This window comes from Allobosea sp. Tri-44 (assembly GCF_004123845.1).
Lineage (GTDB): Bacteria > Pseudomonadota > Alphaproteobacteria > Rhizobiales > Beijerinckiaceae > Allobosea.
Map to the genome: position 1 here is coordinate 488,569 of NZ_NBDP01000003.1, position 15,259 is coordinate 503,827.

General features: G+C 66.7%; 18 protein-coding genes. 8 read left to right on the forward strand and 10 right to left on the reverse strand.

Features of this window, described 5'->3' with window-relative positions:
• The first annotated feature begins 25 nt into the window (after positions 1 to 25).
• From clpA to B6S44_RS02470, 4 genes are all read left to right on the forward strand, one after another.
• On the forward strand, positions 26 to 2,551 hold the full coding sequence (clpA, locus tag B6S44_RS02455; RefSeq protein ID WP_129155165.1) for an ATP-dependent Clp protease ATP-binding subunit ClpA: 2,526 nt from the start codon (positions 26 to 28) through the stop codon (positions 2,549 to 2,551).
• Between the two features lie 4 nt (positions 2,552 to 2,555).
• A complete protein-coding gene (locus tag B6S44_RS02460) occupies positions 2,556 to 2,831 on the forward strand; it encodes a hypothetical protein (protein WP_129155166.1) in 276 nt (91 codons plus the stop codon).
• A 190-nt stretch (positions 2,832 to 3,021) separates the two neighbouring features.
• Positions 3,022 to 3,756 carry an AzlC family ABC transporter permease gene (locus B6S44_RS02465; protein ID WP_164985693.1) on the forward strand — a complete coding sequence of 245 codons (735 nt, stop codon included), beginning with the start codon at positions 3,022 to 3,024 and terminating at the stop codon, positions 3,754 to 3,756.
• Positions 3,753 to 4,109 (forward strand): AzlD domain-containing protein, encoded by a 357-nt coding sequence (locus B6S44_RS02470; protein ID WP_129155168.1) that lies wholly within the window; start codon positions 3,753 to 3,755, stop codon positions 4,107 to 4,109. The genes B6S44_RS02465 and B6S44_RS02470 overlap by 4 nt, the downstream gene beginning before the upstream one ends.
• 30 nt (positions 4,110 to 4,139) lie before the next feature.
• Here B6S44_RS02470 and B6S44_RS02475 read toward each other — a convergent pair whose 3' ends face one another.
• The 8 genes from B6S44_RS02475 to B6S44_RS02510 all read right to left on the reverse strand — a co-directional run bounded on the left by B6S44_RS02475 (position 4,140) and on the right by B6S44_RS02510 (position 9,952).
• Positions 4,140 to 5,027, reverse strand: coding sequence for a sigma-70 family RNA polymerase sigma factor (locus B6S44_RS02475; protein WP_129155169.1), 888 nt, complete (start codon positions 5,025 to 5,027; stop codon positions 4,140 to 4,142).
• Positions 5,028 to 5,037: 10 nt separating this feature from the next.
• Positions 5,038 to 5,511 carry a carboxymuconolactone decarboxylase family protein gene (locus tag B6S44_RS02480; protein ID WP_129155170.1) on the reverse strand — a complete coding sequence of 158 codons (474 nt, stop codon included), beginning with the start codon at positions 5,509 to 5,511 and terminating at the stop codon, positions 5,038 to 5,040.
• Between the two features lie 71 nt (positions 5,512 to 5,582).
• On the reverse strand, positions 5,583 to 6,050 hold the full coding sequence (locus B6S44_RS02485; protein ID WP_129155171.1) for a carboxymuconolactone decarboxylase family protein: 468 nt from the start codon (positions 6,048 to 6,050) through the stop codon (positions 5,583 to 5,585).
• A 64-nt stretch (positions 6,051 to 6,114) separates the two neighbouring features.
• Positions 6,115 to 6,543, reverse strand: coding sequence for an HIT family protein (locus B6S44_RS02490; RefSeq protein WP_129155172.1), 429 nt, complete (start codon positions 6,541 to 6,543; stop codon positions 6,115 to 6,117).
• 34 nt (positions 6,544 to 6,577) lie between these two features.
• On the reverse strand, positions 6,578 to 7,798 hold the full coding sequence (locus B6S44_RS02495) for a GNAT family N-acetyltransferase (protein WP_129155569.1): 1,221 nt from the start codon (positions 7,796 to 7,798) through the stop codon (positions 6,578 to 6,580).
• Between the two features lie 11 nt (positions 7,799 to 7,809).
• The gene (locus B6S44_RS02500) at positions 7,810 to 8,559 is read right to left on the reverse strand and encodes a glycerophosphodiester phosphodiesterase family protein (RefSeq protein ID WP_129155173.1); all 750 of its coding nucleotides are present in this window, start codon (positions 8,557 to 8,559) and stop codon (positions 7,810 to 7,812) included.
• Complete coding sequence (locus B6S44_RS02505) at positions 8,559 to 9,032, reverse strand: RidA family protein (RefSeq protein ID WP_129155174.1); 474 nt, start codon at positions 9,030 to 9,032, stop codon at positions 8,559 to 8,561. The genes B6S44_RS02500 and B6S44_RS02505 overlap by 1 nt, the downstream gene beginning before the upstream one ends.
• Positions 9,033 to 9,139: 107 nt before the next feature.
• Complete coding sequence (locus tag B6S44_RS02510) at positions 9,140 to 9,952, reverse strand: SDR family NAD(P)-dependent oxidoreductase (protein WP_129155175.1); 813 nt, start codon at positions 9,950 to 9,952, stop codon at positions 9,140 to 9,142.
• 121 nt (positions 9,953 to 10,073) lie between these two features.
• On the opposite strand from B6S44_RS02510, the gene B6S44_RS02515 reads away from it, so the two are divergent.
• Positions 10,074 to 10,649 (forward strand): TetR/AcrR family transcriptional regulator, encoded by a 576-nt coding sequence (locus B6S44_RS02515; protein ID WP_129155176.1) that lies wholly within the window; start codon positions 10,074 to 10,076, stop codon positions 10,647 to 10,649.
• A 110-nt stretch (positions 10,650 to 10,759) separates the two neighbouring features.
• A complete protein-coding gene (locus B6S44_RS02520) occupies positions 10,760 to 11,581 on the forward strand; it encodes a cell envelope integrity EipB family protein (protein WP_129155177.1) in 822 nt (273 codons plus the stop codon).
• Here the strand turns inward: B6S44_RS02520 and B6S44_RS02525 are convergent.
• Positions 11,538 to 12,890, reverse strand: a complete 1,353-nt coding sequence (locus B6S44_RS02525; protein WP_129155178.1) for a DNA polymerase IV — start codon at positions 12,888 to 12,890, stop codon at positions 11,538 to 11,540. The genes B6S44_RS02520 and B6S44_RS02525 overlap by 44 nt on opposite strands.
• On the reverse strand, positions 12,887 to 13,177 hold the full coding sequence (locus tag B6S44_RS02530; protein WP_129155570.1) for a DUF3572 domain-containing protein: 291 nt from the start codon (positions 13,175 to 13,177) through the stop codon (positions 12,887 to 12,889). The genes B6S44_RS02525 and B6S44_RS02530 overlap by 4 nt, the downstream gene beginning before the upstream one ends.
• A gap of 137 nt (positions 13,178 to 13,314) precedes the next feature.
• On the opposite strand from B6S44_RS02530, the gene B6S44_RS02535 reads away from it, so the two are divergent.
• Together B6S44_RS02535 and B6S44_RS02540 are read left to right on the forward strand one after the other, a co-directional pair.
• Entirely contained in the window at positions 13,315 to 13,686 is a 372-nt protein-coding gene (locus tag B6S44_RS02535) for a response regulator (RefSeq protein ID WP_126110694.1), read from the forward strand.
• Positions 13,687 to 13,702: 16 nt separating this feature from the next.
• The gene (locus B6S44_RS02540; RefSeq protein ID WP_129155179.1) at positions 13,703 to 15,079 is read left to right on the forward strand and encodes a PleD family two-component system response regulator; all 1,377 of its coding nucleotides are present in this window, start codon (positions 13,703 to 13,705) and stop codon (positions 15,077 to 15,079) included.
• The last annotated feature ends 180 nt before the right edge of the window (positions 15,080 to 15,259 follow it).

The following is a 15,259-nucleotide window of genomic DNA, read 5'->3' on the forward strand; positions in this document are numbered from 1 at the left end:
CGAAACTGGATTGGGAGCGCTGACCTTGCCGAGCTTCTCGCGCAGCCTCGAACAGGCGCTTCATCGGGCCCTCGCGCTCGCCAATGAACGCCATCATGAATATGCGACACTGGAGCATCTGCTGCTGGCGCTGGTCGACGACCAGGACGCCGCCGCGGTGATGCGCGCCTGCAGCGTCGATCTCGACACGCTGCGTCGCAACCTCGTCGACTATATCGACGCGGAGCTGACCAATCTCGTCACCGACGGACGCGACGATTCCAAGCCGACCGCCGGCTTCCAGCGCGTGATCCAGCGCGCGGTGATCCATGTCCAGTCGTCCGGCCGCGAGGAGGTGACAGGGGCCAACGTGCTCGTGGCGATGTTCGCCGAGCGCGAGAGCCACGCCGCCTACTTCCTGCAGGAGCAGGACATGACCCGCTACGACGCGGTCAACTACATCAGCCACGGCATTGCCAAGCGCCCCGGCGCCGGCGAGAGCCGGCCGGTGCGCGGCGCTGAGGAAGAGCCCGAGCAGCAGCGCGAGCAGCGCTCCGACTCCGGCAATGACGCCGACAAGGACAAGAAGAAAAAGGAAAGCGCGCTCGACGCTTATTGCGTCAACCTCAACCGCAAGGCGAGGGACGGGCGCATCGATCCGCTGATCGGCCGCGAGGCCGAGGTGCAGCGCACGATCCAGATTCTCTGCCGCCGGCAGAAGAACAATCCATTGCTGGTCGGCGATCCCGGCGTCGGCAAGACGGCGATCGCGGAGGGCCTCGCCCTCAAGATCGTGCGCGGCGAAGTGCCCGAGGTGCTGGAGGACGCGACCGTCTTCTCGCTCGACATGGGCACGCTGCTCGCCGGCACGCGCTATCGCGGCGATTTCGAGGAACGCCTCAAGCAGGTGATGAAGGAGATCGAGGCGCATCCCAAGGCAATCATGTTCATCGACGAGATCCACACGGTGATCGGCGCCGGTGCGACCTCGGGCGGTGCGATGGATGCCTCGAACCTGCTCAAGCCGGCGCTCGCCTCGGGCGGGCTGCGCTGCATCGGCTCGACCACCTACAAGGAATACCGCCAGTATTTCGAGAAGGACCGGGCGCTGGTGCGCCGCTTCCAGAAGATCGACGTCAACGAGCCTTCGGTCCCGGATACGATCGAGATCCTGAAGGGGCTGAAGCCCTATTTCGAGGAGTTCCACAAGCTGCGCTACACCAACGACGCCATCAAGGCGGCGGTGGAATTGTCGGCGCGCTACATCCATGACCGCAAGCTGCCGGACAAGGCGATCGACGTGATCGACGAGACCGGCGCCTCGCAGATGCTGGTGACCGAGGCCAAGCGCAAGAAGACGATCGGCGTCAAGGAGATCGAGGCGGCGGTCGCGACCATGGCGCGCATCCCGGCCAAGACCGTCTCCAAGGACGATGCCGAGGTGCTGCGCAACCTCGAGACCACGCTGAAGCGCACCGTCTACGGCCAGGAGAAGGCGATCGAGGCGCTGTCCTCCTCGATCAAGCTCGCCCGGGCCGGTTTGCGCGACGGCGAGAAGCCGATCGGCTGCTACCTCTTCGCCGGCCCGACCGGCGTCGGCAAGACCGAGGTCGCGCGCCAGCTCGCCTCCTCGCTCGGCGTCGAGCTCGTGCGCTTCGACATGTCGGAATACATGGAGCGCCACACCGTCTCGCGGCTGATCGGCGCGCCTCCCGGCTATGTCGGCTTCGACCAGGGCGGCCTCTTGACCGATCAGATCGACCAGCATCCGCATTGCGTGCTGCTGCTCGACGAGATCGAGAAGGCCCATCCGGACCTGTTCAACATCCTCCTGCAGGTGATGGACCACGGCAAGCTGACCGACAACAACGGCAAGCAGGTCGATTTCAGGAACGTCATCCTGATCATGACCACCAATGCCGGAGCAGCCGACATGGCGCGCAACGCCTATGGCTTTACCCGCAGCAAGCGCGAGGGCGACGACACCGACGCGATCAACAAGCTGTTCGCGCCGGAGTTCCGCAACCGGCTCGACGCGACGATCTCCTTCGGCCACCTGCCGAAGACGGTCGTGGCGCGCGTCGTCGACAAGTTCGTGCTGCAACTCGAGGCGCAGCTCGCCGACCGCAACGTCACCATCGAGCTCTCGGACGAGGCGCGCGAATGGCTGGTCGAGAACGGCTATGACGAAGCAATGGGCGCGAGGCCGATGGCCCGCCTGATCCAGCAGACGATCAAGACGCCGCTCGCCGACGAGGTGCTGTTCGGCCGGCTGAAGAACGGTGGCGCGGTCAAGGTCGTGGTGATCCAGTCCGAGACCGGCATCAAGGTGCTCGGCCTCGAATTCCCCGACGGGCCGGTCAAGCCGAAGCCGGAGAAGGACGTGGCCGCCGCGGCCGAGAAGCGCACGCGCAAGCCGCGGGCCAAAGGGCCAAGCAAGACACCGGGCAAGGCCAAGGTGGCCGGGCCGGGTGGCGCGAAGCGCGGTCCGAAGCCGGATGCTCCGGTCGAGCCGCCCAAGGCGGCGCGGAGCGTGCGCACCGTGCCGAAAGTTCCGCTGACCAAGGCCTGATCCGGTGTTCTTCAAACGCAAGCCCGCCAGCGCCTGGGCACAGAACGAGGAGGTCGCCGCGCAAGCGGCGGCACCCGCTCCAAAAGAGAAGCTCGGCTGGTTCGAGAAGCGGGCGCGCCGCCGCCGGCGTCGCATCGTCTTCGAGGAGGTGCTGGGCTGGATCCTGGTTCCGGCCTTCTTCTATCTGCTCTGGCTTGGCTATCGCGCCGTCGGCGGCGTGCCCAAGGAGATCGTCGACTTCGGGAACGAGCTGATGGGCCTGGCGATGAAGAGCTTCTGATCCGATTTGCGCCGGATGCAGGGCAGACTCGCGGTCTTGGGGCTGTCGTGCTGCAGGCGCGATGCGCTCTAAGCGAAACGGCCCGCAATTGCTGCGGGCCGTGTTTCGTTTCAGCGGGTCCGATGATCCAGCCTTCCAGAGCATCCCTGCCTTCGAGAATAGACGGGCGCTCGCCTGCGTCTCTTGCGGCATGAGCAAACCCGCCCGCAGCGCCTGGATGCGGCCGGCCTTCTCCGGCTTTCGCGATGCCGTGATGCTCCCGGCCTGGGTGGTCGGGCTTTCGCTGATGGGCGTCGGCTCGCTGGCGCGAGATGTCGGCTATCCGGTCGAGGCAGCCGTGCTCTCGACGATCCTGGTCTGGGCCGGCCCGTCGCAGGTGCTGTTCTTCGCCTCGATCGCGGCCGGCGCCGCCTGGAGCGCGATCGCGCTGGCGATCGGCTTCGCCTCGCTGCGCTTCCTGCCGATGACCGTGGCGCTGCTGCCGCTGCTGCGCCGCCCGGGACAGGGGATCGGAACGCAGCTGCTGCTCGCCCATTATGTCGCGGTGACCTCCTGGGTCGAAAGTCTCAGGCGCCTGCCGGCGATGCCGCCCGAGCAGCGCGTGCCCTATTTCCTCGGCTTCGCCAATGCCCTGATCGTCGTCAGCTCGTTCACCACTTTCATTGGCTTCCAGCTCGCCGGGGTGGTGCCGGCACCGGTCGCGGCCGGGCTGCTCTGCCTGACGCCGATCTTCTTCCTGAGCTCGATGACAGCCGGCATCCGCGGCCTCGGCGACAAGGTCGCGATCGGGCTCGGCCTCGCGCTTGGGCCGGCGGCGAGCTGGGCGATTGGCGGCGGCTTCGACCTGATCGCCAGCGGCGTCGTCGGCGGCAGCGTCGCCTTCTTCGTGCAGCGCTGGCGCAAGGCGCCAAAGGCAGGCGGATGACGCTGCCGATCGCCTTTCTCGACGGGCCGTGGTGGCCCTATCTCGCACTGCTCCTGTTCGCGGTGCTGCCGACCGAGATCTGGCGCTGGCTCGCCGTCGTCTTCGCGCGCCGGCTGGACGAGAATTCGCCTTGGCTCGAATGGGTGAGATTGGTCGCGACGGCGCTGCTCGCCGGCGTGGTGGCCAAGCTGGTGCTGGCGGCGCCAGGCGCGCTCGCCGGCGTGCCGCTTGCGGTCAGGCTGGCGGCGCTCGCCGTCGCCGTGACGGTCGTACTCATCGACCGGCGCAAGGTGATGCTGGCGGTGGTCATCGGTGAAGCGGTGCTGATCGGCGGCGCCGTGTGGCTGGGCTGAAAGCCGAGCTGCGTCGACACGGGCGCGCTCTCAACCCGCCGCCAGCGAGATGTGACGGAGCTTGTCGGGATTGCGCACGACGTAGATCGCGTGGACGCGCCCGTCGCGGATGTCGAGAGCGGTCGCCTGCAGGGTCTCGCCGCGTTCGAGGCTGAGATAGCCCGGCATGCCGTTGATCAGCACCGGCTTGTACAGCGTGGTCGTCTTGTGCAGATGGGCGACCTTGTTGGCGATGCCGGCGAAGAAGCGCAGGACGCGGTCGATGCCATAGAGTGGGTTGAGCACCGCCAGCACCTTGCCGCCGCCGTCGCTATGGAAGGCGACATCCTGGGCGAGCAAGGTCTGCAGATCGCTGGTGTCGGCCTTGTGGGCGGCCTTGAAGAAGGCCTCGACGAAACGCTTCGCATCGGCGGGGTCGACCTTGTTGCGTGGCGGCATGTCGATGCGGACATGCTCGCGGGCGCGCTTGGCGAGCTGGCGGCAGGCGCTCTCGCTGCGGTCGATGGTGCGGGCGATCTCGGCGAAATCCAGATCGAAGACGTCGTGCAGCAGGAAGGCGGCGCGCTCAAGCGGCGTGAGCCGTTCGAGCGCCAGCATCAGCGCGATCGGTGCGTCGAGCTGGGTGTCGACATCGGATTCGCCGGCGCCGATCTCCTCGACCAGAGGCTCCGGCAACCAGGCGCCGACATAGAATTCGCGCTTGCTGCGAGCGGATTTCATCTGGTCGAGGCAGAGGCGCGTGACGGTGCGGGCAAGATAGGCGCGTGGTGTCTCGACCGCGTCCTGCGGTACATCGCGCCAGCGCAGCCAGGCTTCCTGGACGATATCCTCGGCATCGCTGACCGAGCCGAGCATGCGATAGGCGAGGCGGGTCAGGAAGCGGCGATGCGTCTCGAAGATATCGTCCGGGGCGGTCATGGTGGTTGCCTCAGGCGGCCGTCATTTCGGATTTGGCCGGTCGGTCGTTGGGATGGCTCGTGCGGAAGCCGATCGCGATCCGGTTCCAGGTGTTGATCGTGCCGATAAGCAGAGTGAGCTTCACGGTTTCCTCCGGGCTGAACTCGCTGAGCACGTCCTCATAGGCCTCGTCCGGCGCATGGCTCTGCGAGATCAGCGTCAGCGCATCGGTCCAGGCGAGGGCGGCGCGCTCGCGAGGGGTATAGAGCGCCGACTCGTGCCAGGCGTCGAGCAGGAAGAGGCGGGCCGGGCTCTCGCCCTCCTTGATCGCGTCGGACGAATGCATGTGCAGGCAATAGGCGCAGCCATTGATCTGCGATGCCCGCATCTTCACCAGATGGATCAGGCTGTGTTCGAGGCCACTCTCCTTGATCGAGGCTTCGAGCGCGATCATCGGCTTCATGGTGTCGGGGGCAGTGACGTAGGGGTTGAGGCGCTTGCTCATGACGGGGCTTTCGGACTGTGGCAGGTCTGGCTCGGCGATCACCGAGCCAGCAGGCTTATGTCGGCGTGGCTTCAGGCGGCGACCTTCTCGCGGCGACGATCGTTCGGATGCAGGGTGCGGAAGCCGCAATTGATCCGGTTCCAGAGATTGATCATGCCGATGGCGACCGAGAGGTCGACGCAATCCTTCTCGTCGAAATGCTCGCGCAGTTCGGCGAAGGCCTCGTCGCTCGGGCTGCGGTCGACGAGCCGTGTCAGCTCTTCGGTCCAGCGCAGGACGGCGCGTTCGCGCGGGGTGTAGAGCTCCGACTCTTCCCAGGCACTGAGCAGGTTGATCCGGGCTTCGCTCTCGCCGGCCTTGCGCGCATCGGCGATGTGCATGTGCAGGCAGTAAGCGCAGCGGTTGATCTGCGACGCCCGGATCTTCACCAGCTCGAGCAGGCTGTGCTCCAGCTTCGACTGGTTCACGTAGTCCTGCAGGCCGAGCATGGCCTTGTAGGCGTCGGGGGCGGTCTGGAAGCCGTTGAGGCGCTGGGTCATCGTCGTCTCCATCAGGTGGTGATGAAGACAGGACGAGGCAGCCAGCGCCCGCGTGACATGCCCCTCAAAGATTTTTCAGCGCCGCCCGAATTTTTTCCGCGGCGGCCGCGAGGTCCTCGGGTTTCGCCATCTCGCTGGCGGGCGGTTTCATTGCGACACCCTCATGGCGCGGGATGACGTGGACGTGCAAATGGAAGACGACCTGGCCGCCGGCGCTCTCGTTGAACTGCTGCACGGTGATGCCGTCGGCGGCGAAGGCGGCCATCTGCGCCCGGGCGATGCGCTGCGCGATTCCTGCGACATAGCCGAGGTCGCCCTGATCGATGTCGAGGAGGTTGCGGGCCGGGTTCTTCGGGATCACCAGCGTGTGGCCGGTGGCGCGCGGCATGATGTCGAGGAAAGCGAGCGCCCGATCGTCCTCGTAGACGCGGTGGGCCGGCAATTCGCCGCGCAGGATCTTGGCGAAGATGTTGCTGGGATCATAGGCGGTCATCGCGCAGGTTCCGGTCGTTGGTGGGCTGGGGAGGTCAGCTGTCGCCAGCCTTGCGGAAGGGGCTCTCCTGCGCAAGCGCGGCCACTGCAGAGCTGATCTCACGCCGTTCGCCGGGCAGATAGGCGGCGACGGCGCGGGCGAGGCCTGGATCGGCGAGGAGATGGGCCGAGCGGGTGATCACCGGGCGATAGCCGCGTGCAAGCTTGTGCTCGCCCTGGGCGCCGGCCTCGACGCGGGCGAGCTTGAGCGCGATCGCATAGTCGATCGCCTGGTGGTAGCAGAGCTCGAAATGCAGGAAAGGGTGGTCCTCGATGCAGCCCCAGTTGCGGCCATAAAGCGTGTTGCCGCCGCGGAAATTGATGGCGCCGGCGATATTGCGGCCGGCACGGCGGGCGAGCACCAGCACCACGCGCTCGCCCATGCGCTGCCCGATCTCGGAGAAGAAGCGGCGGTTGAGATAGGGCCGGCCCCATTTGCGCGAGCCGGTGTCCTCGTAGAAGGCGTGGAAATCGTCCCAGACGCTTTCGGTGAGGTCCGAGCCGGAGAGCACCGCGACCTCGATCCCGGCGGAGAGCGCTTCGCGCCGCTCGCGCTTCAGCGCCTTGCGCTTGCGCGAGGTCAGTGTCGCGAGGAAGTCGTCATAGCTGTCGAAGCCCTGGTTCTGCCAATGGAACTGGATGTCGTGGCGCTCGAGGAAGCCAGCTTCCAGCAGCGCCGTCATGTCCGGCTCCTGCGCGAAGGTGACATGGATCGACGAGCCGCGAACCTGCTCGCGAAGTGCGTCCAGCCCGGCGATCAGGGCCTCGCGCGCCTCGGCTGCCTGCGGCCCGTCGGCGACGAGCAGGCGCGGGCCGGTCGCGGGCGTGAACGGGGCGGCGACCTGGATCTTAGGATAGTAGCGGCCACCGGCGCGCATATAGGCTTCGGCCCAGCTGTGGTCGAAGACGTATTCGCCCTGGCTGTGACCTTTCACGAAGGACGGCGCGGCGGCGATCAGGCGGTCTTCGGCATCTTCGACCAGGAGATAGGCCGGCGACCAGCCAGTGCGGCCGCCGACGCAGCCGCTCTCTTCCAGCGCGCGCAGAAAAGCGTGCGAAACGAAGGGGTTGTCCGGGTCTGCTTGAGAGATTGAATCCGCTTGTTCGGATGCCGATTCAAGCGGCCGGCCGGCGCACGGATTGGCGCAGGCGTCCCAGTCTGCGGCCGGGACGCTTTTCAGCGAGGTCGCGACGCGGACTCTGAGGCCCTCGCGCAGACCGGTTTCGCTCAAGGCAGAAAGCCCTCGAAGACCATCTGGTCGGCATGCTCGGCGGCGCGGGCGCGATCTTCCGGCGTGCGCACCGTCCAGCTCATCAGCGGCAGGCCCAGCGCCTTGCGGCAGAGGAAGGGCGCGGCGCTCGGCAGGTCGGCGACCTTCCAGGAGACGAAGTCCGGCCGGCTCTCCTCGAAATGCAGGAGGTTGGCGAGCGCGTGCTTCTGCCCGGCCGAGAGATGGTCGTAGTCGGCATAGCCGTACTCGTTCATCGCGACGATGCCGCGGGCGAAGCCGGGCGCGAGCTCGCGCAAGGCCGCCACGATCACAGGATCGAAGGATTTCAGCACGATCGGCTGGCCCTTGTGGCCGGCGAGGATCTCCGCGGTGCGCTTCGCCAGCCGCAGATCGCCGTCGAAGCGGCTCTTCACCTCGATCACCAGGGGGGTGTGGCCGCCGATGGCGTCGAGGAAGGCGGGCAGGGTCGGGATGCGGTCGCTCGCGCCCTTCAGCCCGATCTGCGCGAGCTCGGCCGCCTTGCGGGCGTCGACGCGGCCGGTCTCGGCCGTGAGACGGTCGAGAACGAAGTCGTGGAAGACGATCGCATCCTCGTCGGCGCTGAGCTGGATGTCACATTCGATGGCGAAATTGCCGGCGATCGCGCCGGCGGCCGCCGAGAGCGAGTTCTCGATCACGCCGCCGGCGGCATCGTGCAGACCACGATGCGCGATCGGGCGGGTGGTGAGCCAGGCTTCAGCTGCCATCAGGCGATCTCGAACATGGCTTCGACCTCGACGGCGGCATCGGCCGGCAGGTTGGCGACGCCGACGGTCGAGCGGGCATGGCGGCCGGCATCGCCGAGCACCTCGACCATGAAGTCGGAGGCGCCGTTCATGATCGCCGGCAATGCGGCGAAATGCGGGGCGGCGTTGATGAAGCCGCCGAGGCGCACGCAACGCACGATCCGACCGAGATCGCCGCCGAGCGCCGCCTTGGCCTGGGCCAGCACGTTGATGGCGCAGAGCCTGGCCGCCTCGAGCCCGGCCTCGTTGAAGATCTCGGCGCCGAGCTTGCCCTTATGCGCGTCGGAGAGCTTGCCATCGAGGCCGAAGCAGATCTGGCCGGAGATGATCAGCAGATTGCCGGTGATGACATAGGGCACATAGTTCGCGACCGGGGCGGCCGGGGCGGGCAGGGTGATGCCGAGGGCGGCGAGCTTGGTGTCGACGGCGTTCATCGGAGAGGCTCCTGACCGGATCTGAACAGGAGCCTTTCATCGCCGATGCCAAGCCGGGTCGCAAGCGCGACGCGGCTTGGCCGATGTGCCTGCCGAGCAGGGCGGAATCAGGCGGCGTCGGCACGCACCGTGCGGTAGCGCTCGGCCGGCCGGTTGCGCGAGAGATTGGGGCCAAGCGCCAGCCGCGCTGCGCTGTAGCGCTCGAAGTCGGCCGGATCCGGCAGCGAGGGGATGGTGACGAGCTCGCCCTGGTCGAAGCCGACCAGGGCCGCATCGACCATATCGTCGACCTCCATCACCATTTCGGGCGGGAAGCCGTCGACATTGACACCGGCCCGGGCCCAGATCTCGGTGCGGGTGGCGCCCGGCAACACGGCGTGGACGCGGACGCCGGCGGCCTCGAGCTCCTTCTGCAATGAGAGGCTGAGGTTCAGCACATAGGCCTTGGTGCCGCTGTAGCTGCCGTTGAACAGTTCCGGCGCGAGCGCCAGCACCGAAGCGATGTTGATGATGGCGCCTTGCTTGCGGGCGGCGAAATTGCGGGCGGCCGCGGCGGCGAGGCGGGTCGGTGCGATGACATTGAGCTCGATCATGGTCTGGAAGCGGTCGATATCGCCTTCGACCAGCGTGCCAGCGACGGACATGCCGGCATTGTTGACCAGCACGGTCAGGCTCTGATCCTCGCGCAGGCGCTGCTCGACCTGAGCGAGATCTGCCTTGGCCGTCAGATCGGCCTTCAGCCATTCGACCTTGCGGCCGGTCTCGCGGCCGAGGCGCTCGGCGAGCGCGGAAAGGCGCGCCTCATCGCGGGCGACGAGGATGAGGTCATAGCCGCGGCGGGCCAATCTGTCGGCGTAGACGGCGCCGATCCCGGTCGATGCGCCGGTGATGAGGGCGGTGCCGAGCTGCTGCGTAGCCATGTCCATCTCCTGTTCGGGTTCGACATCATGTTTTTCATGATGATCATCATGATTGAATTTACATGATACTGATCATATAAAGAGTCAAGAGCTGGATTTTGGATTTCAAAGGAGCGGACCGATGCGCGTCAGCCGCGAACAGATGGCAGAGAACCGCGAGCGCATTCTCGAAACGGCGGCGACACTGTTTCGCGAGCGCGGTTTCGACGGAGTCGGCGTTGCCGATGTGATGAAGGCGGTCGGCCTGACCCATGGCGGCTTCTATGGGCATTTCACGTCGAAGGATGATCTCGCTGCGCAGGCGCTCGGCCGCGCCTTCGCGAACGCCAATCGGTGGACCAGCGAGGCGAAGGCGGCAGACCCGCAAGCGCCGCTGCAGGCGATCGCCAGCCGCTATCTGTCGCCATCGCATCGCGACGATCCTGGCCATGGCTGTCCGGTCGCGGCGCTCGGTTGCGATGTCGTGCGACAGGGCGGGGCATCGCGTCTGGCTGCGACGGAGGGCGTGCGCACGGCGATTGGGGGCATGTCCGCCATCGCGCCGGGCGAAACCGAGGAGGAGCGAAGGGCCAGTGCCATTGCGAGCTACGCTACGCTGGTCGGCGCGCTCGTCCTCTCCCGCATGGTCGACGACGAGGCATTGTCGGACGAGATCCTCGCTGCAGCCAGGGCCGCGCTGGAACCCACGCAACAGTGACCGGCGGAACGAGCGGCCTCCGCCCCGCCTTGTTTGCGCCATTGCCGCAATGCACCTAGATTCGATCGGGCTGCAGTTCGACTTAAGCAGAGCGCGAATCGAGGATCGGCATGAAGACGTATCGCGGCGGGATCGCAGGCCTGGCGGTGATGGCGGCCACTGGGGCCTGGGCGCAAAATCCTGCCGATCGCGTCGTGCTGGTGCCGCACCGGGCGGTCTATGATCTCGCGCTCGACGACGGCAAGCCGTCGCGCGACATCACCACGGCGCGCGGCCGCATCGCCTTCGACTTCTCCGGCGACGCCTGCGACGGCTACGCGCTCTCCTTCCGCCAGGTCACGGAACTCACCAGTGAAGGCGGGCCGCGCGTGATCGATGCGCGCACCACGAGCTATGAGGAAGGCGACGCCAAGAGCTATCGCTTCAAGACCGAAAGCTCTGCCGCCGGTGCGCCGGCTGACATCGTCGACGGCACGGCCAAGAAGGGCGACGCCGGCTATGAGGTCAGCCTGCGCGCGCCCAAGGCCGAGATGCATCGCGAGGCGAGCGCGGCGATGTTCCCGAACGAGCAGATGAAGGCGGTGATCAAGGCGGCGCGGGCCGGGCAGAACACCTTCAATGTCCGCCTCTATGACGGCGCCAATTCCGGCAAGGACGTCTACGACACGCTCTCGGTGATCGGCCGCAAGATCGCGACGCCGGCGGCCGAGGCGCCGCTGCGCAAGCCGGAATTCGAGAAGCTCGCGCGCTGGCCGGTGACGATCTCCTATTTCAAGGTCGGCTCGGGCGAGAGCACGCCGGCCTATACCGTCTCCTTCGAGCTCTACGAGAACGGCGTCACCGGCGCGATCCGGCTCGATTACGGCTCGTTCGCGCTGCGCGGCACGCTCACCCGTCTGGATCTGCTTCCGGCGAGCGAGTGCGCGAAGTAGCCCTGCGCGTATCGCGCAGCGACAGGCCCTTCTCGATCGCGGCATCGCCGAACTTGGCGCGGACCGTGTCGAGGGCGTTTTCCATCGCCTTCAGCTTCGGCGTCTGCAGGTCGGCGAGATCGCCGCGATCGGCTTCGGCCGGATCGGAGAAATCGCTCATGCCGATGCCGATCAGCCGGTAGCGTGGCCCGGTGCATTCGCGTCTGAGCAGGTCGCGCCCGGCGGAAAAGAGCCGCGCCGCGAGCTGGCTCGGCTCGGGCAAGCGCGTGGCGCGGGTGATAAGGTGGAAATCATGGGTCTTGAGCTTGAGGGTGACGGTGCGCCCGGCGAGTTCCTGTGCTTTCAGCCTTCGCGAGGTCTTCTCGCAGAGGCGCCAGAGGATCGGCTCCAGCTCCTCGAAACGGGCGAGGTCGACGTCGAGCGTCGTCTCGGATGAGACGGTCTTGGCCTCGTGCTCGACCGTGACCTTGCGCGGGTCGATGCCGAGCGCGAGATTCTTCAGACGCGGCCCGTCTTTGCCGACCAGGCGATAAAGCGTGGCGATCTCGGCCTTGGCGAGGTCGCCGATGGTGCGGAAACCGGCGAGGCCGAGCTTCGCCGCGCCGGCCTGCCCGATGCCCGGGATCATCCCGACCGGCTTTTGGGCGAGGAAGGCGACAGCCTCGGCCTGGCCGATGATCGAGAAGCCGCGCGGCTTGTCGAGATCGGAGGCAACCTTGGCCAGGAACTTGGCGTAGGACAGCCCGACCGAGATGGTGATGCCGATCTCGTCCTCGATCCGGCGCTGGAAGCGGGCGAGGGTCAGCGCCGGGCTGGCATGATGGAGCCGCTCGGTACCGCCGAGGTCGAGGAAGGCCTCGTCGATCGAGATCGGCTCGACCAGCGGCGTCAGTTCCTGCATCAGCTTGCGGACCTGGCGTCCCACAGCGACGTATTTCGCCATGTTCGGCTTGACCACGATCGCCTCGGGGCAGGCCTTCAGCGCCTTGAACATCGGCATGGCCGAGCGCACGCCGGACATGCGGGCGATGTAGCAGCAGGTCGAGACCACGCCGCGCTTGCCGCCGCCGACGATCACCGGCTTGTCGAGCAGGCTGGGATCGTCGCGCTTCTCGATCGCGGCATAGAAGGCGTCGCAATCGATATGGGCAAGATGGAGGCTGTCGCGCTCGGCATGGCGCAGGAGGCGCGGCGAGCCGCAGGCCGGGCAGCGGCGCAGGCCCGGCGCCGAACGCGCCTCGTCACGGTCCTGCAGGCAATCGCGGCAGAGCACCCGGCCGGAGCTGGCGGCGCTCGCCGACAGGATCATGGCTCGAAGGCTTCGGGCGGGCCGGCGAGGATTTCGCGCGCTTGCGCGACGATCTCCGGATTCAAGCCGAGATTTCCGGCAAACTCCAGCAGCAGCGAATCGCTGGCGCAGAGATGATCGAGCACGCCGAGGAGGAAGCCGGGCTCCTGCGCGGCGCTCCGCAAGGTGGCCGGGCCAAGGCCGGTGACGGCCAGAAATGGCTCCAGCCGTTCAGGCTCGGAGGCGAGGAAGGCGAGGGCCTTGAGTGCCAGCGTCTCGGCTTCTTCGCTGGTGATCGGGTGCGGCATGACCATCTATGATCGGAGAGTCTGGTTTCAGGTTTGCGTTTCGTCAACGGCTCGCATGCTAAGGCTAGCACTGAACGCGGCCGCCGGCCCGGGAAATCCGTCTATTGGATGCCCGGCGGGGCGGCCCTGGGGGACAGATGACAAAGACGGTTCTGATCGTCGAGGACAACGAGCTCAACATGAAGCTCTTCAACGACCTGTTGGAGGCCCATGGCTATGCGACGCTCAAGACGGCCGACGGTATCGAGGCGATCGAGCTGGCGCGCACGCATCGGCCCGACCTGATCCTGATGGACATCCAGCTGCCGGAGGTTTCGGGGCTGGAGGTGACCAAATGGATCAAGGAGGACGATGCGCTGAAGTCGATCCCGGTCATCGCGGTCACCGCTTTCGCGATGAAGGGCGACGAGGAGCGCATCCGGGAGGGCGGCTGCGAGGCCTATATCTCGAAACCGATCTCGGTCGGCAAGTTCCTCGAGACTGTTCGCGCCTATGTCGGCACGGCCTGAAGGGAAGCGCTGAACCATGTCAGCCCGGGTCCTGGTCGTCGACGACATCGCCGCGAATGTGAAGCTGCTCGAAGCCAAGCTCAGCGCCGAGTATTTCGACGTCGCTACCGCGACGAACGGGATCGAGGCGCTGGCGATCTGCGAGCGCGGCGAGGCCGATCTCGTCCTGCTCGACGTGATGATGCCGGGCATGAACGGTTTCGAGGTCTGCCGCCGGCTGAAGAACAGCGCGACCACGGCCCATATCCCGGTCGTCATGGTCACGGCGCTCGACCAGCCGAGCGATCGCCTGAAGGGGCTCGATGCCGGCGCCGACGACTTCCTGACCAAGCCGATCGACGACACGGCGCTGTTTGCCCGCGTGCGCAGCCTGGTGCGACTCAAATCGGTCACGGACGAATTGCGCCAGCGTGCGCTCGCCTCGCGCCAGCTCGGCATCGCCGATCCGCTCGCGGCCGCCGCGGCCGAAACCGGGCTCAATGGCCGCGTCCTCCTGATCGAGGACAGACCCCTGATCGCCCAGCGTCTGGTCCAGGCGCTTTCCGCCTTCCATTCGATCGAGACCGAGCCCGATGCGCAGGCGGCGCTTACCCGCGCCGCCGAAGGCGATTTCGAAATCGTGCTGGTGAGCCTCGACCTGAAAAATTATGACGGCCTGAGGCTGTGCAGCCAGCTGCGCTCGCTTGAGCGGACCCGCAATCTTTCCGTGCTTTTGCTCGGTGAGGCTGAAGACCGCTCCCGCGTGCTGCGCGGCCTCGAGATCGGCGCGCATGACTTCCTGGTCCGGCCGATCGACCGGAACGAATTGCTGGCGCGCGCCCGGACGCTGGTTCGCCGCAAGCGCTTCGCCGAGCGGCTGCGCGACAGCGTGCAGTCCTCGATGGAAATGGCGGTGATGGACCAGCTCACCGGTCTCCATAATCGCCGCTATCTCGACAGCAGGCTGTCGGTGCTGTTCGACGAATCGGCGCTCCGGGCCAGGGCGCTCTCGCTGCTGGTGCTCGACGTCGACCGCTTCAAGGTGGTCAACGACAGCTGGGGCCACGACGCCGGCGACGAGGTGCTGCGCGAGTTCGCCGACCGGATCCGCGCCTGCACGCGCGGCATCGACCTGGTGGCTCGCATGGGCGGCGAAGAGGTCGTCGTCGTCCTGCCGGACACCGCGCTCGACGCGGCACGGGCGGTGGCGGAACGGATTCGGCAGCGGGTCGAGGGCGAGCCCTTCCAGATCCAGCGCGGCCAACGCTCGATCACGGTGACGGTGTCGATCGGTGTCGCCAGCCGGCGCGCAGGCGATGCCGGGCCGGTCGAGATGATGAAGCGGGCCGACGAGGCGGTGTATCGGGCGAAAGCCGCCGGCCGCAATCGCGTGATCGTGGCAAGCGCCGCCTGACCTGCGAGCCGCCGGGCCGGTAAGGTTTCCAAGTAGGGTTAAGTTTCGATGAATAATAGTGAATCAATCGGATTCGATTGATTCGGAGAGGCTTCCACGTAGGGTGATTTCCAAGAGAACGGCTGCACGCGCAGCCGTCCGGAATGCCCTTCGGAAGCCCAGGTTCCGCCGCATCTCCTG